The sequence below is a fragment of the Marivita lacus genome (assembly GCF_014637725.1).
Taxonomy (GTDB): domain Bacteria; phylum Pseudomonadota; class Alphaproteobacteria; order Rhodobacterales; family Rhodobacteraceae; genus Marivita; species Marivita lacus.
Window position 1 is genome coordinate 1 of sequence record NZ_BMFC01000014.1, and the last position, 22,110, is coordinate 22,110.

At 61.0% G+C, this 22,110-nt stretch carries 26 protein-coding genes; 10 read left to right on the top strand and 16 right to left on the bottom strand.

Annotation, left to right across the window (positions count from 1 at the left end; translation table 11 throughout):
• The 5 genes from IEV82_RS19135 to aat form a co-directional block, all read left to right on the top strand.
• On the top strand, window positions 1–712 hold a 712-nt coding region (locus tag IEV82_RS19135), incomplete at its 5' end, for an AMP-binding enzyme (RefSeq protein ID WP_188483688.1).
• 152 nt (window positions 713–864) lie between these two features.
• Window positions 865–1,110 (top strand): hypothetical protein, encoded by a 246-nt coding sequence (locus tag IEV82_RS19140; RefSeq protein WP_188483689.1) that lies wholly within the window; start codon window positions 865–867, stop codon window positions 1,108–1,110.
• Between the two features lie 187 nt (window positions 1,111–1,297).
• Window positions 1,298–1,783: an acetyl-CoA carboxylase biotin carboxyl carrier protein gene (gene accB / locus IEV82_RS19145; protein WP_188483690.1), complete on the top strand. Its 486-nt coding sequence runs from the start codon at window positions 1,298–1,300 to the stop codon at window positions 1,781–1,783.
• Window positions 1,784–1,796: 13 nt separating this feature from the next.
• A complete protein-coding gene (accC, locus tag IEV82_RS19150) occupies window positions 1,797–3,149 on the top strand; it encodes an acetyl-CoA carboxylase biotin carboxylase subunit (RefSeq protein ID WP_188483691.1) in 1,353 nt (450 codons plus the stop codon).
• A 46-nt stretch (window positions 3,150–3,195) separates the two neighbouring features.
• Window positions 3,196–3,831 carry a leucyl/phenylalanyl-tRNA--protein transferase gene (aat, locus tag IEV82_RS19155; RefSeq protein ID WP_188483692.1) on the top strand — a complete coding sequence of 212 codons (636 nt, stop codon included), beginning with the start codon at window positions 3,196–3,198 and terminating at the stop codon, window positions 3,829–3,831.
• Here aat and IEV82_RS19160 read toward each other — a convergent pair.
• From IEV82_RS19160 to IEV82_RS19180, 5 genes are all read right to left on the bottom strand, one after another.
• The gene (locus IEV82_RS19160; RefSeq protein ID WP_188483693.1) at window positions 3,795–4,157 is read right to left on the bottom strand and encodes a DUF2155 domain-containing protein; all 363 of its coding nucleotides are present in this window, start codon (window positions 4,155–4,157) and stop codon (window positions 3,795–3,797) included. The two genes, aat and IEV82_RS19160, sit on opposite strands and share 37 nt — an antisense overlap.
• Window positions 4,158–4,191: 34 nt before the next feature.
• The gene (locus IEV82_RS19165) at window positions 4,192–4,575 is read right to left on the bottom strand and encodes an NADH:ubiquinone oxidoreductase subunit NDUFA12 (protein WP_188483694.1); all 384 of its coding nucleotides are present in this window, start codon (window positions 4,573–4,575) and stop codon (window positions 4,192–4,194) included.
• Between the two features lie 64 nt (window positions 4,576–4,639).
• Complete coding sequence (locus tag IEV82_RS19170) at window positions 4,640–5,008, bottom strand: RidA family protein (protein WP_188483695.1); 369 nt, start codon at window positions 5,006–5,008, stop codon at window positions 4,640–4,642.
• A gap of 66 nt (window positions 5,009–5,074) precedes the next feature.
• Window positions 5,075–6,340 carry an ATP-dependent Clp protease ATP-binding subunit ClpX gene (gene clpX, locus IEV82_RS19175; protein WP_188483696.1) on the bottom strand — a complete coding sequence of 422 codons (1,266 nt, stop codon included), beginning with the start codon at window positions 6,338–6,340 and terminating at the stop codon, window positions 5,075–5,077.
• A 151-nt stretch (window positions 6,341–6,491) separates the two neighbouring features.
• Window positions 6,492–7,121 (bottom strand): ATP-dependent Clp protease proteolytic subunit, encoded by a 630-nt coding sequence (locus tag IEV82_RS19180; RefSeq protein ID WP_188483697.1) that lies wholly within the window; start codon window positions 7,119–7,121, stop codon window positions 6,492–6,494.
• Between the two features lie 145 nt (window positions 7,122–7,266).
• On the opposite strand from IEV82_RS19180, the gene IEV82_RS19185 reads away from it, so the two are divergent.
• Window positions 7,267–8,472, top strand: a complete 1,206-nt coding sequence (locus IEV82_RS19185) for an FAD-binding domain-containing protein (protein ID WP_188483698.1) — start codon at window positions 7,267–7,269, stop codon at window positions 8,470–8,472.
• A 143-nt stretch (window positions 8,473–8,615) separates the two neighbouring features.
• Here IEV82_RS19185 and IEV82_RS19190 read toward each other — a convergent pair whose 3' ends face one another.
• The 11 genes from IEV82_RS19190 to IEV82_RS19240 all read right to left on the bottom strand — a co-directional run bounded on the left by IEV82_RS19190 (window position 8,616) and on the right by IEV82_RS19240 (window position 18,904).
• Window positions 8,616–9,881, bottom strand: a complete 1,266-nt coding sequence (locus IEV82_RS19190; protein WP_188483699.1) for an NAD(P)/FAD-dependent oxidoreductase — start codon at window positions 9,879–9,881, stop codon at window positions 8,616–8,618.
• Window positions 9,882–9,930: 49 nt separating this feature from the next.
• Window positions 9,931–10,614, bottom strand: coding sequence for a c-type cytochrome (locus IEV82_RS19195; RefSeq protein ID WP_373285251.1), 684 nt, complete (start codon window positions 10,612–10,614; stop codon window positions 9,931–9,933).
• Window positions 10,615–10,986: 372 nt separating this feature from the next.
• Window positions 10,987–12,168 carry a c-type cytochrome gene (locus IEV82_RS19200; RefSeq protein ID WP_188483700.1) on the bottom strand — a complete coding sequence of 394 codons (1,182 nt, stop codon included), beginning with the start codon at window positions 12,166–12,168 and terminating at the stop codon, window positions 10,987–10,989.
• Window positions 12,152–13,426, bottom strand: coding sequence for a sulfite dehydrogenase (gene soxC / locus IEV82_RS19205; protein ID WP_188483701.1), 1,275 nt, complete (start codon window positions 13,424–13,426; stop codon window positions 12,152–12,154). Before soxC ends, IEV82_RS19200 begins: the two co-directional genes overlap by 17 nt.
• Before the next feature lie 20 nt (window positions 13,427–13,446).
• Window positions 13,447–15,144 carry a thiosulfohydrolase SoxB gene (gene soxB, locus IEV82_RS19210; protein ID WP_188483702.1) on the bottom strand — a complete coding sequence of 566 codons (1,698 nt, stop codon included), beginning with the start codon at window positions 15,142–15,144 and terminating at the stop codon, window positions 13,447–13,449.
• 95 nt (window positions 15,145–15,239) lie between these two features.
• Window positions 15,240–16,091, bottom strand: a complete 852-nt coding sequence (gene soxA, locus IEV82_RS19215) for a sulfur oxidation c-type cytochrome SoxA (protein ID WP_188483703.1) — start codon at window positions 16,089–16,091, stop codon at window positions 15,240–15,242.
• 59 nt (window positions 16,092–16,150) lie between these two features.
• A complete protein-coding gene (gene soxZ / locus IEV82_RS19220) occupies window positions 16,151–16,477 on the bottom strand; it encodes a thiosulfate oxidation carrier complex protein SoxZ (protein ID WP_188483704.1) in 327 nt (108 codons plus the stop codon).
• Between the two features lie 30 nt (window positions 16,478–16,507).
• Window positions 16,508–16,924, bottom strand: coding sequence for a thiosulfate oxidation carrier protein SoxY (soxY, locus tag IEV82_RS19225; protein WP_188483705.1), 417 nt, complete (start codon window positions 16,922–16,924; stop codon window positions 16,508–16,510).
• Between the two features lie 29 nt (window positions 16,925–16,953).
• A complete protein-coding gene (soxX, locus tag IEV82_RS19230; protein WP_188483706.1) occupies window positions 16,954–17,433 on the bottom strand; it encodes a sulfur oxidation c-type cytochrome SoxX in 480 nt (159 codons plus the stop codon).
• Between the two features lie 128 nt (window positions 17,434–17,561).
• Window positions 17,562–18,137 carry a thioredoxin family protein gene (locus IEV82_RS19235; protein WP_188483707.1) on the bottom strand — a complete coding sequence of 192 codons (576 nt, stop codon included), beginning with the start codon at window positions 18,135–18,137 and terminating at the stop codon, window positions 17,562–17,564.
• 29 nt (window positions 18,138–18,166) lie between these two features.
• Entirely contained in the window at window positions 18,167–18,904 is a 738-nt protein-coding gene (locus tag IEV82_RS19240) for a cytochrome c biogenesis CcdA family protein (protein ID WP_188483708.1), read from the bottom strand.
• A gap of 69 nt (window positions 18,905–18,973) precedes the next feature.
• Here IEV82_RS19240 and IEV82_RS19245 point away from each other — a divergent pair, with 69 nt between their 5' ends.
• The 4 genes from IEV82_RS19245 to IEV82_RS19260 all read left to right on the top strand — a co-directional run bounded on the left by IEV82_RS19245 (window position 18,974) and on the right by IEV82_RS19260 (window position 22,092).
• Window positions 18,974–19,375 (top strand): thioredoxin fold domain-containing protein, encoded by a 402-nt coding sequence (locus IEV82_RS19245; protein ID WP_373285250.1) that lies wholly within the window; start codon window positions 18,974–18,976, stop codon window positions 19,373–19,375.
• Between the two features lie 9 nt (window positions 19,376–19,384).
• Complete coding sequence (locus IEV82_RS19250; RefSeq protein WP_188483709.1) at window positions 19,385–19,720, top strand: ArsR/SmtB family transcription factor; 336 nt, start codon at window positions 19,385–19,387, stop codon at window positions 19,718–19,720.
• An 82-nt stretch (window positions 19,721–19,802) separates the two neighbouring features.
• Complete coding sequence (locus tag IEV82_RS19255; protein ID WP_188483710.1) at window positions 19,803–20,864, top strand: YeeE/YedE family protein; 1,062 nt, start codon at window positions 19,803–19,805, stop codon at window positions 20,862–20,864.
• Window positions 20,865–21,027: 163 nt separating this feature from the next.
• Window positions 21,028–22,092, top strand: coding sequence for a Hint domain-containing protein (locus tag IEV82_RS19260; protein WP_188483711.1), 1,065 nt, complete (start codon window positions 21,028–21,030; stop codon window positions 22,090–22,092).
• Window positions 22,093–22,110 lie beyond the last annotated feature (18 nt).

Sequence of the window (22,110 nt, forward strand, 5' to 3'; positions counted from 1 at the left end):
GACCGAAACCGGCGGGCACCTGCTCACCCCGCTGCCCGGCGCGCATGCCACCAAGCCGGGTGCTGCGATGAAGCCGTTCTTCGGGGTGGTGCCCGTGGTGCTCGATCCGCAATCGGGCGCGGAGATACACAGCTCTCCCACCGAGGGGGTGCTGGCGATCAAGGACAGCTGGCCGGGGCAGATGCGCACCGTCTGGGGCGATCACGAGCGGTTCGAGAAAACCTATTTCTCGGACTACAAGGGCTATTACTTCTCGGGCGACGGCTGCAAGCGGGACGCCGACGGGGATTACTGGATCACCGGGCGCGTCGACGACGTGATCAACGTGTCGGGCCACCGCATGGGCACGGCCGAGGTGGAATCGGCGCTGGTGGCCCATGCCAAGGTCGCCGAGGCCGCGGTCGTGGGCTATCCGCACGCCATCAAGGGCCAGGGCATCTATTGCTACGTCACCCTGATGAACGGGGTGGAGCCCAGCGACGAGCTCACCAAGGAGCTGCGCAACTGGGTCCGCACCGAGATCGGCCCCATCGCCAGCCCGGACGTGATCCAATGGGCCCCCGGCCTGCCAAAAACCCGCTCCGGCAAGATCATGCGCCGCATCCTGCGAAAGATCGCCGAAAACGACACCGGCAGCCTGGGCGATACCTCCACACTCGCAGACCCCTCGGTCGTCGATGAACTCATCGAAAACCGGATGAACAAGGGGTGAGGATTTCCGAGACCCAAGCAAAAAGGGCGGTCCTCGGGCCGCCCTTTTTCGCTCAGGTGACCCGTTAAGCCTGTTGTCACTATGCCCGCGCATTTCGGCGTAAATTCGGGTATGATGATATCTTGGGGGCTTCGAACCGACGGAGCATGACAATGCCGATACTGCAACCAACCATGCCCGGCATGGCGTTCAAGCCGCTGTACCGGGATGACCAGGCCACGAAACCGGCAAGCCTGACGCGCCCATCCATCGCCGCACCCTTGCCCGGCACCATTGGCGACGACCGAATTGTTCCACCGGCCGCTCCGCCCTCGGCTGTCCAAATGCAGATCAAGGCGCTCATTTCCGAGCAAGCGCTGGGGTTGGAGGCCGCGAAGGAGGCACAGACCGACACCTGACAGGCGCGCCTTTCCCGCCCCTTGCGACGCTGTCATTGCCGAGATTGATCGCTGCTGCCCCTTGCCCCCGCACCGTAATCGGTGCAAGGAAAGGCATGCAAAGCGGGTGGTACCCGTAGGTAAAGCGCACCTCCGATCCATCCACTGACGGGGCCGTGCGAAGAGCAGGAAGCGGGCGAGGAACAGCATGACCAAGACCAACCATGAAGCTGACGTGGCTTTTATCGAAGCACTGGCAAAGCTGTTGCGTGAGAACGACCTGACCGAATTGCAAGTCAAACGCGAATACGGCGAAGACGACAGCCTCAATGTCCGCGTCAGCCGCATCACGCAGACCGCCCCTGCCTTCCACACCGCCATGGCAGCACCCACTGCCAGTCCGATGTCGTCCGCGCAGGTGGTACCTGCCCCCAGCGCACCAGAAGACCCCGCCTCACATCCCGGCGCAGTCACCTCGCCGATGGTCGGCACCGTCTACATGCAGGCAGAGCCCGGCTCGCCTTCCTTCATCTCGGTCGGCCAGCAGATCAATGAAGGCGACACGCTTTTGATCGTCGAGGCAATGAAGACAATGAACCACATACCGGCGCCCCGCAGCGGCACGGTGAAACGCATTCTTGTCGAAGACGGGGCACCCGTCGAATACGGTGCGCCGCTCGTGATCCTCGAGTGAACGGGACGCAGGCATGTTTGACAAAATCCTGATTGCCAACCGCGGCGAGATCGCCCTTCGCGTGATCCGCGCCTGCCGTGAAATGGGCGTGGCCAGCGTGGCCGTACATTCGACCGCCGATTCCGACGCAATGCATGTGCGCATGGCCGATGAGGCGATCTGCATCGGGCCGCCCTCGTCCACGGAAAGCTACCTGTCGATTCCGGCCATCATCTCGGCCTGCGAAATCTCGGGCGCGCAAGCGATCCATCCGGGCTACGGCTTCCTGTCGGAAAACGCGCGCTTCGTGCAGATCGTGGAAGATCACGGCCTGATCTTCATCGGCCCGACCGCCGAACATATCCGCGTCATGGGCGACAAGATCACCGCCAAGGACACGATCAAGGCGCTTGGCGTGCCCTGCGTGCCTGGCTCTGACGGTGGTGTGGCTGATCTCGCAGAGGCCAAGAAGGTCGGGGAAGAGATCGGCTATCCGGTGATCGTCAAGGCGACCGCAGGCGGCGGCGGGCGCGGCATGAAGGTGGCACATACCGCTGCCGACATGGAGCGCGCCTTTCAGACCGCGCGGTCCGAGGCCAAGGCAGCCTTTGGCAATGACGAAGTCTATATCGAGAAATACCTGACCACACCGCGCCATATCGAGGTGCAGGTCTTCGGCGATGGCAAGGGCAAGGCGGTCCATCTGGGTGAGCGCGATTGTTCGCTGCAACGCCGCCACCAGAAGGTTCTGGAAGAAGCCCCCGGCCCCTGCATCACGCCGGAAGAGCGCGCGCGGATCGGCAAGGTCTGTGCGGATGCCGTGTCAAAGATCAACTACGCCGGCGCGGGCACGATTGAATTCCTGTACGAGAACGGTGAATTCTATTTCATCGAGATGAACACCCGTCTTCAGGTCGAACACCCGGTGACCGAGGCGATCTTTGGCGTCGATCTGGTGCGCGAACAGATCCGCGTGGCCTCGGGCCTGCCGCTTTCGTTTGAACAGGATGAACTGGTCATCAACGGCCATTCCATCGAGGCCCGGATCAACGCGGAAAAACTGCCGAATTTCTCGCCTTCGCCCGGTCGGATCACTCAGTATCATGTGCCCGGTGGTCTGGGCGTGCGGATGGACAGCGCGCTGTATGATGGCTACACGATCCCGCCCTATTACGACAGCCTGATCGGCAAGCTGATCGTGCATGGAAGAGACCGGGACGAGGCATTGGCCCGGATGTCGCGAGCGCTTGGCGAGCTGATCGTGGACGGTGTGGACAGCACAGTGCCGCTGTTCCGCGACCTGCTCGAAGACCCGGACGTGCGCAGCGGCAATTACAACATCCACTGGCTCGAGCAATGGCTGGAGCGTACCTACGCGAAGCCTTGAGGTCGTTCGAGCACCCGTATTGCGCTGAAGCTCAAGGCGGTGCGCCATGACCGTGACGCCCGAGCTTTTGCTTCAGGCCTACCGCGTGGGTGTGTTTCCCATGGCGGAACATCGCGACGATCCAGAGATGTTCTGGGTCGATCCGCGCAAGCGGGGGGTGTTTCCGCTCGACAGGTTTCACATCTCGCGCAGCCTTGCCAGAGCGCTGCGGCGCGACGGGTATCGCGTCACTTTGAACACCGTTTTTGCCGAGGTGATCGACGCCTGCGCGGATCGCAGCGAGACATGGATCAATCAGGAAATCCGCGCTCTCTACGAAACGCTGCATCACCAAGGCCATGCCCATTCGATCGAGGTGTGGATGGAGGACCGTCTGGTGGGCGGTGTCTACGGCGTGACGGTGGGGGCAGCCTTCTGCGGCGAAAGCATGTTTTCGCGCGAACGGGATGCATCGAAAATCGCACTTGCCTGGCTGGTCGATCTGTTGCGCAGGTCGGGGTTCATTCTGTTCGACACGCAATTCCTGACACATCACCTTGCATCTCTTGGCGCGATCGAGATCACGCGCACGGAATATCGGGCACATCTGGCGCAGGCGCTGCAACTCGAGGCCGATCTGACACGGGTGCCCCTGGCAGCGTCAGGTCAGGACGTGGTGCAGCGCAACACCCAGACATCGTAACGCTGGTGATCCATCGCATTCAGCGCAGGCGAGGATGCGATCATCCAGCCCTGATACACTGGTGCGTCCTTGCCGATTTCCATGATGGTGAGCGACGCATAAGCCTCACCCGCGGCATTGCTCTCGGGATAGCGGCATTCATTGGCAGTGACCGTGATCCGCCCGACCGTGGCCGATTGACCGGCGGCGATCTGCAGCTCCTGCACCCTGCCCGTGATCTTGTCCAAGGCACGCACGGTGACACCGGTGCCGTTCGACGTGGCAACCTGGGCCGTGCTGACCGAGGCCAACATCAAGGGCAGGATAAAGGCGATCAGACGTGGCATCCGCACTCCGTCCCTGTTCGGCGGTAGGCCGGGATCATTCGGGGCGCCATGCCTCGTAATCCTGACGCGGCGCGGGTTCCGGACGACGGATCGAGCCAGCCGGCGCATAGGCCAGCGCCGTGCCTGTCAGGTTTTCCTGGTGCGGCTTGGACCATGCTTTTTTGGTCAGCGGGCGTTCGGTCGGCGGTTCCTTGAACGTGTGATGCAGCCAGCCGTGCCAATCCGGATCGACGCGGCTTGCCTCGGCTTCGCCGTTGAAGATGACCCAGCGCTTCTTGTCGTCCTTGCACCGGTAAAAGATGTTGCCCTGGGTGTCTTCACCGACTTTTTCGCCTTTGCGCCACGTATAGAACTGTGTGCCAAGCGTCTGCCCGTTCCACCAGGTGACAGCGCGAAGAAGGGTATTCAGAATGCCCATGGACGACTCCTCGGGGTTGGTTCAGCGCCTTATAGGGTGCTTTGCGGGCCAAGGTCCAGCGCAGCTATGACGCAGCGGGTGCCAGCGCGGTCACTTCGATCTCGATGCGGTATTTCGCGTCGATCAACCCGCATTCGATCATCGTGGCGGCAGGCGGGTTGTCGCCGAATGTCCGCGCAAGGATGTCGTGGCAGGCTTCGAATTCGTTCCGGTCCGGCAGATAGTATGTCACCCGGACCACATCGGCCAAGGACGCACCGGCCTTGGCCAGTGCGCCCGCGATCACGTCCAGCGCGCTCTGGCATTGCTCTGCCACCGTATCGCCCTGCCCGACCGTGCCCGCGACAAACACAAAGCCACCGGCCACAACGGCGCGGCAATAGCCGATCTTGGCCTCGAAAGCGCCACCCGAAGAAATGCGTGTAATCGTCATGGTTCTCGTCCCAAAAAGAAAGGCGGGCAAAATGCCCACCTTTTCAAGTTAACGCCGATGGAAGGTTCAACCCGCCTCGGCAGGTTCCTTTTTCTGATCCGCGTAGATCATCAGCGGCTTGGCGTCGGACGTCACCGCTTCTTCGTTGACCACCACCTCGACAACGTCATCCATGCCCGGCAGTTCGAACATGGTGTCGAGCAGGATGTCTTCGAGGATCGACCGCAGGCCGCGCGCCCCGGTCTTGCGCTGGATCGCCCGCTTGGCGATGGCGCTCAGCGCGTCATCGGTAAAGCTGAGCGTTGTACTCTCGATCTCGAACAGGCGCTGATACTGCTTGACCAAGGCGTTCTTTGGCTGGGTCAGAATGATGATCAGCGCGTCTTCGTCCAGATCCTCAAGCGTTGCAATCACCGGCAGACGGCCGACGAATTCAGGGATCAGGCCGAACTTCAGCAGATCCTCGGGTTCCAACGATTTGAACGTCTCGCCAATCCCCTGTTCGCTGTCGTCACGCACATCCGCACCAAAGCCCATCGCCGAGCCTTTGCCACGTTGCTTGATGATCCGGTCCAGACCCGCAAAGGCACCGCCGCAGATGAACAGGATGTTTGTCGTGTCCACCTGCAGGAACTCCTGCTGAGGATGCTTGCGCCCGCCCTGGGGCGGCACCGACGCAACCGTGCCTTCCATCAGCTTGAGCAGCGCTTGCTGCACGCCTTCGCCCGACACGTCACGGGTGATCGACGGGTTTTCCGACTTCCGCGTGATCTTGTCGACCTCGTCGATATAAACAATGCCGCGCTGCGCGCGTTCAACGTTATATTCCGACGATTGCAGCAGCTTGAGGATGATGTTCTCTACATCTTCACCCACATAACCGGCCTCGGTCAGTGTCGTTGCATCCGCCATGGTGAACGGCACATCCAGTATCCGCGCCAGCGTCTGGGCCAACAGCGTCTTGCCGCAGCCGGTTGGACCGATCAGCAGGATGTTGGACTTCGACAGTTCGATATCTGACGATTTCTGAGAATGGTTCAGGCGCTTGTAGTGGTTGTGCACAGCCACCGACAGAACACGCTTGGCCACGGATTGACCGATCACGTAATCATCAAGCACGTCGCAGATCTCGCGCGGAGTCGGCACGCCTTCCGACGACTTCAGGCCACCGCCTTTGGTTTCCTCGCGGATGATGTCCATGCACAGCTCGACGCATTCGTCGCAGATGAAGACGGTCGGCCCTGCGATCAGCTTTCGCACCTCGTGTTGGCTCTTGCCACAGAAGCTGCAGTAAAGGGTATTCTTGCTGTCGCCGCCAGAATTCGTCGCCATGTCTTTACCTTTCCTGACTCACCCAAAGGATGTGATCTTGAAAATCACTACCCTTAAGCGTGTGTCATGTTTTCTTCCAAGAACCTTAGGACAGCAAAACTTGGGCCACAACGTCAAAAACACATCCGAGACGTCGTGACCCAATCACGATTTATTCGGCCTCTGGCGTCTTGACGCGGCTTGCCACGATCTCGTCGATCAAGCCCCATTCCTTGGCCTCGTCGGGGGACATGAAGTTGTCCCGCTCGAGCGCCGCTTCGACCTTCTTGAGCGTCTGGCCGGTGTGCTTGACGTAGATTTCGTTCAGACGCGTCTTGAGCTTCTGGGTTTCCTGCGCGTGGATCATGATATCCGTCGCCTGACCCTGATAGCCACCCGAGGGTTGGTGCACCATAACGCGGCTGTTGGGCAGTGAAAAGCGCATACCGGCTTCGCCTGCCGTCAGCAGCAGCGACCCCATCGAGGCCGCCTGCCCGATGACAAGCGTGCTGACCTTGGGCTTGATGTACTGCATCGTGTCGTAGATCGACAGTCCGCTGGTCACCACGCCGCCCGGGCTGTTGATGTACATGCTGATTTCCTTGGACGGATTCTCAGCCTCGAGATGCAAAAGCTGTGCCACGATCAGCGACGACATGCCGTCATGCACCGGGCCGCTCAGAAAGATGATCCGTTCTTTCAGCAAACGCGAGAAGATGTCGTAGGCCCGTTCGCCACGGCTGGTCTGCTCGACCACCATGGGGACAAGGGTATTCATGTACGTGTCAATGGGATCTTTCATCTGTGCCTGCCTGGATGAGGAGCCCGCCGAACGGGGGCCTGGTTGCGAGTTGACCCAAGACTAGTGTTGGGTGCAGGGGGCTGCAAGGGGCAGCGGTGCGCGAACCGGCCTTGACCCTGCGCCGACCGGCGTTACTTCGCGCCGCATGTCAAACCTGTTCCCCCCGACCCGCACAGCGGCACTGGAAAAGCTGTCCACCTTCGTGCCGAAGGCTGCGCGCGACTATGCGGCGCAGCGCAACTACGATTTCGGGCCGGGGCAACACGCCGCGGTTTCGACCCTGTCGCCCTACCTGCGCCACCGGTTGATCACCGAGGCCGAGGTGCTGGAGGCCGTTCTGGGTCGCTATTCGCTGAGCAGCGCCGAGAAATTCGTACAGGAGGTGTTCTGGCGCACCTACTGGAAAGGCTGGCTGGAAATGCGCCCTGCGGTCTGGGGCGGCTACCAGCAGGGCTTGTCCCGCGCATGGGATCAGGTTCAGACCCAGTCGGGCCTGCGCGCCGAATGGGAAGCCGCCTGTCGCGGCGAAACCGGGATCGAGTGCCTTGACCACTGGGCGCGCGAACTGGTGGACACGGGCTACCTGCACAACCATGCCCGCATGTGGTTCGCGTCGATCTGGATTTTCACCCTGCGCCTGCCATGGGAACTGGGCGCGGATTTCTTCCTGCGGCATCTGTACGACGGCGACCCGGCATCGAACACGCTCAGCTGGCGCTGGGTGGCCGGGATGCAGACGGAAGACAAGAATTACGTCGCAACCGCCTCGAACATCTCGAAATACACGGACGGGCGCTTCATGCCGCTCCACCAACTGGCCTCCAACCCCGCGCCGCTCGACGGCCCGCCCCATCCTCCCCGCATGGATGCGCCCTTGGGCGACAGGCTGGACCCGTCAAAACCGTCGGTGCTGCTGCTGCACGAGGACGATCTCAGCCCCGGCTGGCTGATCGATCTGGGCCTGCAGCCCTTGGAGACCGCGACACTCGATGCAACCAGCCAGATCAGCCCGCTGCACGTCGCGCCTCAGGTCACGGCGTTCAAATCAGCACTAATGGCGGATTGCACGGCGCGCTGGTCGGCCTCGCTTGGGCGGGTCACCGATGGCCTGAGATCCGCGCAAGAGATCGAGGATTGGGCGCGTGCCGCTGGTGCGGAACAGATCGTGACGCCTTACGCGCCTGCCGGGCCCGCCGCAACGATCCTGAACGACATCCGCGCGCTGCCCCTTGTCCGCCCACTCCGCAATTTTGATCGGCGCGCCTGGCCCCATGCAACCGCCGGCTTTTTCAAGTTCAAGAAAAAGATCCCGGAACTGGTCGGCGCGATGAAAGGGCTGCAAGCGGTCTGACCTTCATCTTGCCTGATAAACTCGAGCGGGCCTTTGGGGGCTGTCACCGCGACTGATCGGATGGCGCAGCGATACCTGACACTCCCCAAAAGAAAAAGGCCGGGACAGATGCCCGGCCTCCCTCGCATACTTCGACCAAAAGATCAGCCGAACATGTCCGTCGTGATGCCTTCGTACCAGCCGATGCTTTCCTCGTAGGTCGCCTTGCGCATGGCCTCATCTTCGCCGGTCTGGCTGACGAAACTCGACACGCTGGCGATCTTCTCTTCGTTCGGCTCATAGGCCGCGCCAACCTTGACACCGTCATCGGTCGCGATCAGCGACCAGCAGGTGTTCGAGTATTTCGCCGGGAACACGCGGCTGCCGGTCAGCGCGCCGCGCACCGCCATCGCCGCAACCTTGGCCTGGCTATTGGCCGAGTAGCCCGATTTCGGCATGTCGCCCTGATTGGTGGCATCGCCCAGAATGTGGATGTTCTCATCCATCCGCGACACCATGCTCGCCCCGTCGACCGGCGCCCAGTTGCCATCGGTCAGGCCCGCCGCTTCACAGATCAGGCCCGCCTTCTGCGCCGGGATCACGTTGACCACATCGGCCTTGACCACTTCGCCGTCGATATCCACCGTCATCGCAGCCGGGTCCACAGTGACATTCCCGCCGCCGAAATCCGGACCGATCCGGGTCACCATTCCCGAATAGTGCTTTTGCCAGCCTTCCTCGAAGAGCGCCTGTTTCGAAAAGCTTTCCTTGGGGTCGGCGATGATGATCTTGGCCGTCGGATTGTTGGCCTTGAGTTGGTGCGCTACCATCGAAATGCGTTCGTACGGTCCGGGCGGGCAGCGGTACGGGTTGGGCGGGGCCACCATCACGTAGGTGCCGCCTTCGGGCATCGCCATGATCTGCGCCTTGAGCAATTCGGTCTGACTGCCCCCCTTGTAAGCATGCGGCATCGCGTTCTGCGCCGACACGTCCCAACCCGGGACAGCACCATCGACAAAATCGATGCCGGGACTGAGGATCAGCCGGTCATAGGGCACCGATCCGCCACCGGCGAGGGCAACGGTCTTTGCGTCGCGGTCCACACCCGTGGCCCAGTCATGCACCACGTTGATCCCGTAATCCGCGGCCAGCTTGCCATAGGAATGCGCAAGGTTCTCGATTTCCCAGAACCCACCGATATAGAGGTTGGAAAAGAAGCAGGTGTAGTAGCTGCGGCTGGGTTCGATCAGCGTCACGTCGATCTCACCTGCGCTGTCCTTGGCGATATAGCGCGCAGCCGTGGCACCGCCTGCGCCCCCGCCCACGACAACCACCTTGGGTTTGCCGTGCGACGCCGCATGCACCATCGGAGCGCTGAGCGTTGCCACCGCCACCCCGGTGCCCATAAAGGCGCGTCTGTTGAGTTTCATGGTCTTCCTCCCTTTTGAAACACCCCGTCCGACGCGACCTCTCCGGGCCTTATTCGGTTTGGGCAAAATACGCCGCGAGTGCGGCAATCTCTTCGTCCGACAACCGCGCTGCCATCATCTGCATCACCGGGTGCGGTCTGATCTGTCTCTTGTAGGCATGCATGGCGACCACGAAATCTTCGGTCGGCCATTGCGTGATCGCGGGGATGCCCTTGTCCGACCCATCCTGTTGGTGGCAGGTCTTGCATTCGCTGGCAAGGTATTCGCCGTAATCCGTGTCTCCCACGATCGCCAGCACCTCGGGAGCCAAATCGACCTCGCGCGGCTGGGCGGTGGGGGCCGCTTCGGGGATGTTCTGCGGGCTGGCCGAGAACTGGCGCAGATAGGCAAGAATATCAGACCGGTCCTGAGGGTCTTTCAAACCGGCAAAGTTCATCCGGGTGCGCGACACCAGCGCCTTGGGGTTTTCGAGATAGGCATCCAGAGTGTCGATCTCCCAGGTGAGACCGTCCGAGCCCATCATCTGCATGTTTTCGGAATAGCGGTAATCCGCATGCGCGCCTGCCCGGCGGCCGAAAATGCCGTTCAGATGCGGGCCGATGCGGTCGGTCGCACCCTGCCCGACCTGGTGGCAGGACCGGCATTGGCCAAACACCTGTTCGCCTTTCGCGGGGTCGCCAAAACTCGGATCACCGGCATCTGCCAGAACGGTCTCGGCGTCAGCTTCGGGCACGACGGCCGGAGCCGTTTCCGCCTGTTGCGCATCTTCGACAGCCTGCAAAGCTGTGGCCAATTCGGTTTCGAGAGTGGAAAGCCGCGCTTCAAGCGCGGTGGCCTGTTCGGCCTTGTCCGCCAAATCCGCGTTGCTGCGTTCAACTTGGGCCAGTCGTTCGGTCAAGGCATCCAGTTCTGCGATGCGATAGTCCCGCGCGGTCCAGCCATAGGCAACCCCCAGCACAAGCGCTGCGCCTCCGAGAACGGACATGAACAGACCGGACGTGTTCGCCATGTTACCTCAACAGATAATGTTGGCCGGTAGTTGTATCTCAGAATTACATTAACGGGTTTTGCGCGGCAGGGTAGATCCTTGCCGCGCAGACCGTGATTATTGGAAGCTTGCCAGATACGCGGTCACAGCCGCGATGTCGTCCTCGCTCTTGAGGCCTGCAAAGCTCATCTTGGTCCCCTTGGCGAACCCGCGAGGATCGGCAAGGAAGGCTGCAAGTGTCTCGTGCGTCCATGTCCCGCCCATTTCGGCAAGCACCTTTGAGTACTTGAACCCGTCAACCGCGCCGATATCCGCACCGATGATGCCGTTGAGATGCGGGCCAGTCCGGCTTTTCGCGCCATCCCCGACCTGGTGACAGGCCTTGCACTTGCCGAACACCTTTTCACCGGCAGCAACCAGCATCGGGTCAAGGGCGTCTGCTTCGGCAGCTGCCACGACAGCCGCTGCTTCGGCGGCAGGCGCCTCGGCAACCGGCTCTGTCACAGCTGCGGTCTGCGCCACGGCAGCTTGCGCGGCGGCCGCTTCTTCCTGCGGCGTCACATCCAGCACGGTTGCGCGCATGGTGATTTCGACACTGTCCTTGCAGTTTTCCATGCAGGGCTCGGTGCGCCAGATCGTGTATTCGGTCTCGGCACGGTCGTCGATGATGAAGCCATCGGCATTGGGCAATTCGACCTCCAGGAAGTTCTCGTTGCTCAGGACAAAATCATCCTCCACGAGGAAGTTCGAGTAGAGGATATAGGCGACGATCGCGTAGACATCATCATCGCTCAGCGTCTGGGCGTTGCCATAGGGCATGGAGCGGTTGACGTAGTCCCATGCGGTGGACAGGTGGGGCCAATAGCTGCCCACGGTCTTGACCGGGTCGTCATTGGCCAAGGTGCCTTCACCGCCCGCCAGCTTGGGCCAGTTGCCGACGCCTTCGGCAAATTCGCCATGACACACGGCGCACCCTTCGGAAAAGAGCATTTCGCCATCTTCGACCGATCCAGACCCAACCGGCAAGCCGGTGCCATCAGGACTGACATCGACATCCCATGCCGCGATTTCTTCGGGCAGTGCCACACGGCCCAGGCCGAACTTGCCCTCGCCTGCGCCGGTCGACGCGTTGGCCGCACCGATCAGGCCGCTGGACACGACAGGTGCCGCAATGGCCGTCATGACCGGCGGATTTTCCGGAAACCCGGCGATGTTGCGGTCGGCAAAGTTGACCGCCATGGTCAGCACGGCAACCGTGCCGAACGCGGCTCCGCCGAAAAGATTAAGAGACTTCGACATTTTCGGCCTCCCCGTTGGGCATGATGTGCCACGTCTGGATGCAATTGTTGTGGTAGATCGAGTTCTCGCCGCGCACCTCGCGCAGCTGATGCTTGGTCGGCTGAACGTATCCGGTTTCGTCCATCGCCCGCGACTGGATCAGCATGTCTTCGCCGTTCCATTCGGTGTCGAGATAGAAGCGCGTGAGCGCCATCTTCTCGCCCGGCTTGGCCAAGCGTGCGGTTTCCCATGTCTTGCCGCCATCCTTGGACACGTCCACGCGGGTGATCGCGCCGTGCCCCGACCAGGCCAGACCAGTGATGACCAGCGGCCCTGAGCCATGGGTGATCGGTGCCTGCGGGCTGGGCGATGTGATGACGGATTTCGCGTCCATCACCCATGTCCACTTGCGGCTTGTGCCGTCTTCCAGCGTGTCGGTGTACTTCGACGTTTCCTCGCGGCTTTCGACCGCGTTCGCCGTCACTTCGATGCGGCGGATCCACTTGACCCACATGTTGCCTTCCCAGCCGGGAACGACCAGACGCACGGGGTAGCCGTGTTCCTTGCGCAGCGCTTCGCCATTGGCCTTGAACGCGACCAGAACATCGTCCAGCGCCTTGTCCATCGGGATGGACCGCCCGTTCGAAGACGCATCCGCGCCTTCGACATAGACCCACTTGTCGGACAGGTCACCAGCCGCCTCAAGCCCGGCTTCGGTCAGCAGGGTGCGCAGCGACACGCCGGTATATTCCATGTTGTGGATCATGCCGTGGGTGAATTGCGCACCGTTCAGCTGCGCACCCGCCCATTCCATGCCGGTATTGGCGGCACATTCGCAGAAATAGACGTGGTTTTCGCGCGGGAAGCGTTCGAGATCGGCATAGGAGAACACCAGCGGTGTGTCGACCAGGCCGTTGATCATCAGGCGATAATCTTCCTTGCGCAGTTCAATCGCGCCTGAGTGATGGCGTTCAAACGCGCAACCCTGCGGTGTGATCGTACCATCCAGCGCATGGATCGGCGTGAAGTTGATCGAGCTGGTGGTGTCGGCGGTGAGCCATTCCACGTTGCGGCGGACCACGTCGCTTTCGTACTGGATCGGCAGTCCGTAGGGCGAGGCATCGACGCCATCGCCAAAGGACATGGCCCAGTCCTGCACCTCGGTGATCAGCGGATCGGGGACGTTCGCCCGCGCGGCGCCCGCAGCGGTCAGCCCCGCCGCAGCCGCGGCAGAGCCCCGCAGAAACGCGCGGCGGGAGGGTTTGAGCATATCAGACATATCTCACACTCCGGTTGAAGTTACGCGCCTACGACGGTGACGCTGTCATTGGGTTGAACGGTGACGGTGCCAAGCTTCTTGATATGCGCTTCGACCACGTCCCAGATTTGCGGACCTTCGGTGCCTTCGTTGACCGACGCCCAGCCAGCGACGACATAATTCTTCGCCGGATCAATGGCTTCGCCGGTCTTGAGCAGCACCATGTCGGTGATGCGTTCACCCTGCGGCTTGTTGACGTCAATGCGATAGCCCATGCCCCCGATGCGCACCATGTCGCCGCCCTGCTGGTAGTAGGGGTCGGGGTTGAAGATGTTGTCGGCGACGTCTTCGAGGATGATCTTGATGAATTCACCGGTCATTTCAGACCGGTACGCCTTGCCATAGCTCATCGAAGTGACATTCCAGATGTCCTCGCGGGTGATGTTGTCACCGGGGATCAGGCTTGGCCCCCAGCGCACGCCGGGCGACATGGCGATGTCGGCCTCGCGCTCGCTCAGCAGAGCGTCACAAATCAGGTCGTCCCATGTGCCGTTGAAGTTACCCCGACGGTACAGCAGGCTGTCGGTCTGGCCGATCACCTCTTCCAACTGGGCGGTGAAGGGTGCCCGCTGTTCGTCGATGAGGGCGGACATTTCGGGGTCAGGCGCGATCACGTCCGAGAAAATTGGGATCAGCTTGTGACGGAAGCCCATCATGCGGCCGTTCTGGATGTCCAGATCGACGCGGCTGACGAACTTGCCGTTGGAGCCTGACGCGATCAGGATGGTGTCGCCCACCAGCACGGGTTCCGGCAGCGCGTCATGCGTGTGACCCGTCAGGATCACGTCGATGCCGGTGACCTTGCTGGCCATGCTCTTGTCGACGTCGAAACCGTTATGGCTGAGGCAGACGACGCATTCGGCACCTTGCGCGCGCACTTCGTCAACCATGGCCTGCATGTTCTCGTCGCGGATACCAAAGGAATATTCGGGGAACATCCAGCCGGGATTGGCGATCGGCATGTAGGGAAAGGCCTGACCGATCACGGCAATCTTGACGCCGCCGCGTTCGAAGAACTTGTAGGGCGGGAACAATTCTGCGGGCTCGTCCCATTCGGCGTCGAAAATATTCTGACCCAGCGCGGCGAAGGGCAACCCCTCGACAATCTCTTGCACACGGGCGGACCCCAGCGTGAATTCCCAGTGGAAGGTCATCGCGTCGGGCTTGAGCATGTTCATCACGTTGACCATGTCCTGCCCTTCGGTGTGGTGGCAGGTGTACGAGCCATGCCACGTATCCCCACCATCCAGCAGAAGCGCATCCGGCCGATCGGCCCGGATCGCGTTGACCACAGTGGCCACGCGATCCAGTCCGCCGACGCGCCCGTAAGCCTTGGCCAGGGAGGAGAAATCGCCAGAGCTGAGCGCGTAGTGAGAAGGGCTGCCGTCGTCGATCCCGTAAAGCTTGCGGAAATCGGCACCGGTCACGTGAGGGACAGCACCCCGGTTGTCACCGACTCCGATATTCACCGACGGTTCGCGGAAATAGATCGGCTTGAGTTGCGCGTGAATGTCGGTGACGTGGATCAACGAGACATTGCCAAAGGTGTCGAACTGCAAAAGCTGGTCCTGGGTCAGCGCCTGTTGCGCGGCCAGCCGGGACCAGTTGCCGAAACCGGACGCGCCGACCAGTGCGGAGGCGGCCATGGACACCTGAAGGAAATCGCGACGTGAAATCATGGGTGAGCCTTCTTGGATTTCGGAACACACATTCGCATGTGTGAATAAGATGGACGGGGGAAAAGCCCGCACCATTCCTGGCGCGGGCCTTGAAGTTATTGACGGACCGACGGTCCTTCGACGCTCAGGCCATTGCCGCGCGACGCGACGTAGACTTCAAGCGCAACGAACTCGGGAGAGCCAACGGCAAATGTCTCGGCGCGAGTGTCGCGGATACAGCCGCGGAAGCGGTTGTGGGTCTGCACCAGACCTGCGTTCTTGAGGCGATAGGTCGGGAAACCGTTGATCTGACCCTGCGACAAGTGGTCGGCACGAATGTAGTTGCCATAATTGTCTTCATGACAATTCGCGCAGGACAGTTCGAGTTGACCGTAGCGGGTGTAGTAGATTTCCTTGCCCTTTTCGTAATATTCGGCGGCAGGGCCGTCGATTGCCACGTTCACCGGCATACCGCGCGACTGCACCGAGATCAGTGCTTCCATCGCGGTCATCTCTGCCTTTTCGTACTTGTAGGGCTCTGCACCCATCTGTTCGGTGCGGCAATTGTTGATCTGCATCGCAAGCGTCCGCATCTCACCCGCTTCGGCGTTCCACTTGGGGTACACCGCACGGACACCTCCCATGCTTTCCGGGCCTTCGTGGCAGGAAGCGCAGGACTTTTCAGCCGTGCCTTCGACGGTGTTCCACGCATCGGTCGCCTGATCCACGGCGATCATGCCGGGGTTGTCGAACGTGTCCATCTGCATGGCCTGCGTGTCGTCTTCGCGGAAATGCCAGCCCGACATGATGGTGTCGATGCCTGTTTCCGCCATATGTGCGGGCGCCGCCGTTTTCGTGATCATTTCCTGACCGTCGATCGTGAGCGTGTCGTCATCCGCACCCCCCGCGAAAAGCATCGGGGCCGAGATGGCCAGCGCGGCTAACGCGGTCATTGCCTTGAATTTCATTCTGTTCCCTCCCAAAAATATCCCTGCCCCGTGAAACCGGAACAGGGAGGAGCTTGTGCTCAGACCGTGATCGCTTTTGCGTCTTCGTAGACGGACCCGTCATCATCGTACCAGGTGAACTTGAATTCACCGGCTTCGGGCACGGTAGCCTCGAATTCGAAATACGGGTTTGTCGAAATCGCCGGTTCCATCTTCACGTCGATGACGTTCTGGCCGTTGAAGTCGCAGGTGAAGCGATTGATGATCGAGCGTGGGATCGGATTGCCGTCACCGTCCTTGCGCTGACCCGATTCCATCGGGTGGCTGATCAATGTCTTGATGACGATCCCTTCGCCTGCCGAAGCAGAACCGGGAACCTTGACGCGGGGTTTTACACCGGATGCCATGTTGTCTCTCCTGAAATCTGTGTGTGACCGTTAGCCGCCGCAGCCGCCGATGGTGACCTTCACGGTCTTGGCGCTTTGGGCAAAGCTGCCATCCGCCAGCTTGGCGATGGCGATGACGTCCTGAGTACCGGCAAGGCGCATCCGCGTGCTTGCAGTTTGCGACGCGGCCAGCGGGCCAAAGTTGAACGTCGCGACGCCGGGTGTCGGGTTGCCGGCTGCCAGAACCATGATCGCCGATGCACCGGGCGCGGAGACCGCGATCGGAACGGTGTTGCCGTTCTCGGCAATCTCGGGCGCGGTCAGCTCGACGCCTGCGTCACCGACAGCGGCACCGCCGGTGAATTCTGCGATCACGTCTTCAACCGCAGCATTGGCGCGGAATGGCAGAACGAAGGTCAGCGCGGCTGCCCCACCCAGTGCCAGGGTTTCGCGTCTTGTGAAATCCATGTCTTGTCTCCTAATTCAGTGACAGCAGCTCAGCTGCCTTTGAGCGTCATCAAGAACGCCACCACATCTTCGATTTCCTGCGCCGTCAGGATGGGCGTCAGGTCTTCTTCCTTAGCGCCTTTGCCGGTGTAGCCGTCGCCGGCACGGATAAAGCCGCTGGTCTTGTAGAAGGCGGGCATGATGCTGCCTTCGAAGGTCATCTTTGCGTTGGCAATGATGCCGCGCAGTTCTTCCGCCGTGCGGTAGTCTGCAATGCCGTCGAGTGTCGGGCCGACCTCGCCATGAAACGGCGCATCCTTGAGCGCGGTCACGGCGTGACAGGCAACGCAATTGCCCTTGGCCCGGCTGGTCATGATCTTGGCACCGCTGGCAGCGTCACCCATGGTGCCGGAAAGCGATGTCTGGATGGCACCGTATTCGTCGAATTGAACGTCACCCGGCGTGACCGGGTTGGCGATGGCTGCGGTCGCGCAAAACACGACTGCGGCGGAAATACCTGTTAGCTTCATTGTCCCTCCCTTACCGCCCGATACGTTGACCGGGCTGACATGTGGCTTTGTATACCGTAGGCCACAGACCTTGATTCACGCAACAACAAATTCACAGAAGTGAATAATTGAGTGTGAGTGTTGCAGGCTCAGTCCGTGCTGCCGTTGTTGCGCTCCTGGATCATGCGGGCATGGTAGCGTTGAAAATCTTCTTCGCTGTCAAGCAGATAGCGCTTTTCCGCGACCCATGTAAACATGTCCAGCGTCGTCCCCTTGCCAAAGGCTCCGGGCATGACGGCAACCGACGCTTCAAGCGCATTTTGACCCTCGGGCACCTCTTCGGGCAGGAAAACGATGTTCGGAGTGAACATGACCCGCCACTTCCGCGCCATGTCTTTTTCCGACAGCGTCTCGCCATCGAAATCCGTGACCTCGATGTCGCCGTGCAGGTTCATCTGCACCACGAAATAGGTCTCCCCGATGAAGTCGCTGATGCTGGGGTCCGAGAACACCTCCTCGTGCATCTTGGTGCAGTAGATGCAGCCGCGCTGTTCGAAGAACAGCACCAGCCGCTTGCCCTCGGCATTGGCCTCTTCGAGGTCCTCGCGCAGATCCTTGAACGTGTCCCGCATCCACGGTTGCTTGTGCAGACCGTCATCCCCCAGCTCTGCCGCCACGGGAAGCGCCATCATCAGCGCCAGCGCGCTACTTAGTACAAGTCTCATCTTCCGTCCTCCTCCACAAAGGTTGGCGATCATCCCAGCGATGACCAATTCGGAAACCAGCGCAACATAGCGTCCGCGATCAGGTTCACGGTATCGGTTGCGATCAACAGCGCAAACAGGATCAGCATGCCCCCCATGACCTTTTCGGCATAGCCGAGGAAACTGCGGTTGCGCGCTGTCCAGCGCAGGAACGGGCCGGAAAACAGCGCGGCAACCACGAAGGGTGCTGTCATCCCTACCCCGTACACGAAGAGCAGCAGACCGCCCTGATAGATGTCCCCCATCCCACCCGCGATCATCAGGATCGACGCCAGCGCCGGGCCGACACAAGGCGTCCAGCCAAATCCGAAGGCAAGCCCCATCACGTAAGCGCCCACAAGCGTGGTTGGTTCGGCCTTCGCTTCGACCCGCGCCTCTCGGTATAGGATCGGAATGCGCACGACGCCAAGGAAATGCAGGCCGAACGCTGCCAGAACCGCAGCCGCGACATAGCGCAGGGGTTCGTGGAAATCGGCAAAGGCCTGACCGACAGCCGTGGCTCCCATGCCGAGCAGCACGAAGATCGTCGTCACGCCCAGCGCGAACAGGCAGGCCGACAGCACGAGGTTCCACGCAATCCCGCGCGGCACATCCTCTTCGCCCTTGAGTTCGTTCATCGAGATCCCGGCCATGTAGCACAGGTAGAACGGCACCATCGGCAGGATGCAGGGGGTAAAGAAACTCAGGATCCCCGCCAGTGCCGCGCCCGCGAAAGAAATGTCGAACATGGACGGAGATTCCTTGAATTATTCACATATTCAAACTAAGTAATTTGTTGTAACTTCGTCAATTGGTGAATGATGAAAGCCATCAACGCTCTCGCACTTGCTGCTGCACTGGTTTCTCCGGCCTGGGCCGGGACAGCCTTTGCAGAGCCGCAATTGATTATGGTCGAACAGCCGGGGTGCATCTATTGCGAACGGTGGGACGCCGAGATCGGACCAGCCTATCCCAAAACGGCCGAAGGGAAATTTGCGCCACTTATTCGGGCAAATCTGCGCGAAGGCCCCCCCGAGGGCATCACTTATGCGCGCCGCGTGCTTTTCACCCCGACATTTGTTCTGGTAAACAATGGCGAGGAACAGGCCCGCATCGAAGGCTACCCCGGAGAAGATTTCTTCTGGCCGCTGCTCACACGGCTGCTGGAAGACACCACTGATTTCTCTGCGCCCGGCGCAACGGAAACGGTCAGGAACTAGAGGCACGGCATGGCACTTCCCCAGCTTGGTCCAGATCTGAACGACGAAGAGCTTGACCGGATCGTCGACAAGGCGACCGCCGCGTCCAACTTTCTCAAGGCGATCAGCCATGAAGGCCGGCTGATGATTCTGTGTCATCTCGTGACCGGCGAGAAATCCGTGACCGAACTCGAGGAACTGCTTGCGGCGCGTCAGGCGGCGGTGTCGCAACAATTGTCGCGCCTGCGGCTGGAAGGACTTGTCATTCCCCGCCGCGATGGCAAGACGATCTATTACCGGCTTGCTGATGACAAACCGCGCAAGATGCTGGAATGCGTCTACGAGTTGTTCTGCAAAGACGACTGACCCCGCGCGCTTACTCTTTTCTTGCTCTCACATCTCACTGGCCGCATACTTGATGCGGGAGCCTGTCTTGGGAGGACAGCACATGCTGGAGAGCGTTCCGGAACACATTCTTGTGGCTGGTATCGGTTTGTTTGGTGGCGTCCTGCTGGGACTTGCCGCCAGACTGGGCCGCTTCTGCACACTGGGCGCGATCGAAGACCTGCTTTATGGCGGGTCCGACACGCGGCTTCGCATGTGGGGCATTGCCATAGGCATCGCGATCATCGGCAGCTTCGCCCTCATGGGCGCGGGCTTTGTCGAGGCGGAAACCACCTATTACCTGTCGATCAACTGGCTGCCCTGGGCGTCGGTCGTCGGCGGGCTGATGTTCGGCTATGGAATGGCCCTTGCTGGCAATTGCGGCTATGGCGCGGTGGCCCGTCTTGGCGGCGGCGACCTGCGCAGTTTCGTGATCGTGCTGGTTATGGGTGTCGCGACCTATGTTGTTCTCAGCGGCCCGCTTGCGCCCCTGCGCGATATGCTGTTCCCGCAAAGCCCGGTTCTGCCCGGTGAGGTGCCACCGGGGATCGCCCATGCCACTGCTCATTGGACAGGCCTGTCGGCCAATGTCATCGGGTTGAGTATCGGCATCGCGGTCCTGATCCTGTCGGCCAGTTCACGCGCCTTCGTCGAGAAACCCAAGGCCGCGATCTGGGCCGCAGTGGTCGGCATCGCCATCATAAGCGGCTGGGCGGGCACGTCGTGGGTCGCCCAGACCGGGTTCGAAGCCCTGCCTGTCGTGTCGCACAGCTTTGCCGCCCCACTGGGCGAGAGCATCATGTGGTGGATGATAGGATCGGCGCAACCGGTCAGCTTTGCCGTCGGATCGGTTGCGGGCGTCTGGTTCGGCGCCTTCACCGGGTCACTCATCAAGGGCCATTTCCGCTGGGAAGCCTGCGAAGACCCGCGCGAATTGCGCCGTCAGATCTTTGGCGCCGCCCTGATGGGTGTGGGTGCCGTGATCGCGCTGGGATGCACTGTTGGACAGGGCATCAGCGCCTTTTCCATGCTGGCCTTCAGCGCCCCGGTGACGTTCCTTGCCATCTTCGCAGGGGCCGCCCTTGGGCTGCGGCAATTGATCGTCGGGTTCAGCCCGGCCGAATAAAGCGGCAAACCAGACGCGCCGCACGCCGATCCGTTGCCGAAGAATCACGCTGTCAAATTAATTTACCGCCACAAGGCGGTTCGGCGCGTTTTTGCCTTCTAACGTGCTCAATGCCGGTTACTCTAAAGATAAAAATAAAACTAAAGAGCAGGCACACAGGTATATGGGAACGGCTTTCAACGGCACGTTCGTCATCTCCTGGTCGCAGACAACGATAGACACGCTTCAGTCGGCTCCGGTCGATTTCCTGAAGGTCGGTGTAACATGGGGTTGGGAAGGTGAGGCCGTTCGCGTGGATGGTCCCAACGATCTGCTGCGACTGGACGATGCGGAAGGTGAAGCAGAGCGGCGCAAACGGGCCGCCCGTATGGTGCGGCGCCTTGTCGGTGCGGCCATCGACGACACCATCGATCTTGGCACAGTCTCGATTGACCACCCTATCGCGGACAAATGTTTCGTGCTCACCGACGGCAAAAGCACCTATACCGTCACCCTGATCGAGTCCGGCACGCGCAAACCGCCGCTGTTGATGTTTCTCAACACCATGCCGCCCCGCAACCGGGATCTCTGGGTCGTCCACACCGCCCTTACCAACAGTGTCACGCAAAGCGACGCGGAACATCAGGGGGCTGTGATCTGCTTCACCCCCGGCACGCGCATCCTGACACCCGATGGAATCAAGCTGATCGAAGAGCTGCGCGAAGGCGATTACGTGCAGACCAAGGACAATGGCCGGCAGCCGATCCAGTGGATGGGTCAACGCCGGATGAGCGGCGCACGGCTGTTTGCGATGCCGAAATTGCGCCCGATCCGCATTCGCGCCGGATTGTTCGGGCTGGATGAACCCGATGAGGACCTGTTGGTGTCTCCGGAACACCGGATGCTGATCAAGGGGCGCGTCGCGATGGACCTGTTCAACACGCCCGAAGTACTGGTGGCGGCGCGCGATCTGGCCGATCATGACCGCGTGTCCGTAGACCTGAACGTGCGCGAAATCACCTACGTTCACATGCTGTTGCCCCGGCACGAGATCCTCTTCGCGAACGGCGTCGAATCCGAAAGCTTCCACCCCGCCAATGCCGCGCTTTCGACTCTGGACCCGGCGGATCGGTCTCGCCTCAGGGAGGCGTTGCCGAATGTCGAATTCAACCCGCAAGCCTATGGCAGCTATGCGCGGCGCAAACTGTCATCGTCCGAGGCCGCGATCCTGACGCATCAGGCGGCCTGAACCGAGCATTGCCGGGTC

Coding starts and splice junctions, on each gene's coding strand:
- aat (WP_188483692.1), top strand. CDS start 3,196: ATGACCGTGACGCCCGAGCTTTTGCTTCAGGCCTACCGCGTGGGTGTG.
- IEV82_RS19180 (WP_188483697.1), bottom strand. CDS start 7,121: ATGAAAGATCCCATTGACACGTACATGAATACCCTTGTCCCCATGGTG.
- IEV82_RS19190 (WP_188483699.1), bottom strand. CDS start 9,881: ATGAAACTCAACAGACGCGCCTTTATGGGCACCGGGGTGGCGGTGGCA.
- accC (WP_188483691.1), top strand. CDS start 1,797: ATGTTTGACAAAATCCTGATTGCCAACCGCGGCGAGATCGCCCTTCGC.
- IEV82_RS19170 (WP_188483695.1), bottom strand. CDS start 5,008: ATGACGATTACACGCATTTCTTCGGGTGGCGCTTTCGAGGCCAAGATC.
- IEV82_RS19200 (WP_188483700.1), bottom strand. CDS start 12,168: ATGTCGAAGTCTCTTAATCTTTTCGGCGGAGCCGCGTTCGGCACGGTT.
- soxY (WP_188483705.1), bottom strand. CDS start 16,924: ATGGATTTCACAAGACGCGAAACCCTGGCACTGGGTGGGGCAGCCGCG.
- clpX (WP_188483696.1), bottom strand. CDS start 6,340: ATGGCGACGAATTCTGGCGGCGACAGCAAGAATACCCTTTACTGCAGC.
- IEV82_RS19160 (WP_188483693.1), bottom strand. CDS start 4,157: ATGCCACGTCTGATCGCCTTTATCCTGCCCTTGATGTTGGCCTCGGTC.
- IEV82_RS19185 (WP_188483698.1), top strand. CDS start 7,267: ATGTCAAACCTGTTCCCCCCGACCCGCACAGCGGCACTGGAAAAGCTG.
- IEV82_RS19260 (WP_188483711.1), top strand. CDS start 21,028: ATGGGAACGGCTTTCAACGGCACGTTCGTCATCTCCTGGTCGCAGACA.
- IEV82_RS19245 (WP_373285250.1), top strand. CDS start 18,974: ATGATGAAAGCCATCAACGCTCTCGCACTTGCTGCTGCACTGGTTTCT.
- soxA (WP_188483703.1), bottom strand. CDS start 16,091: ATGAAATTCAAGGCAATGACCGCGTTAGCCGCGCTGGCCATCTCGGCC.
- IEV82_RS19235 (WP_188483707.1), bottom strand. CDS start 18,137: ATGAGACTTGTACTAAGTAGCGCGCTGGCGCTGATGATGGCGCTTCCC.
- soxB (WP_188483702.1), bottom strand. CDS start 15,144: ATGATTTCACGTCGCGATTTCCTTCAGGTGTCCATGGCCGCCTCCGCA.
- IEV82_RS19250 (WP_188483709.1), top strand. CDS start 19,385: ATGGCACTTCCCCAGCTTGGTCCAGATCTGAACGACGAAGAGCTTGAC.
- soxC (WP_188483701.1), bottom strand. CDS start 13,426: ATGTCTGATATGCTCAAACCCTCCCGCCGCGCGTTTCTGCGGGGCTCT.
- IEV82_RS19165 (WP_188483694.1), bottom strand. CDS start 4,575: ATGGGCATTCTGAATACCCTTCTTCGCGCTGTCACCTGGTGGAACGGG.
- IEV82_RS19255 (WP_188483710.1), top strand. CDS start 19,803: ATGCTGGAGAGCGTTCCGGAACACATTCTTGTGGCTGGTATCGGTTTG.
- IEV82_RS19140 (WP_188483689.1), top strand. CDS start 865: ATGCCGATACTGCAACCAACCATGCCCGGCATGGCGTTCAAGCCGCTG.
- soxX (WP_188483706.1), bottom strand. CDS start 17,433: ATGAAGCTAACAGGTATTTCCGCCGCAGTCGTGTTTTGCGCGACCGCA.
- IEV82_RS19240 (WP_188483708.1), bottom strand. CDS start 18,904: ATGTTCGACATTTCTTTCGCGGGCGCGGCACTGGCGGGGATCCTGAGT.
- soxZ (WP_188483704.1), bottom strand. CDS start 16,477: ATGGCATCCGGTGTAAAACCCCGCGTCAAGGTTCCCGGTTCTGCTTCG.
- accB (WP_188483690.1), top strand. CDS start 1,298: ATGACCAAGACCAACCATGAAGCTGACGTGGCTTTTATCGAAGCACTG.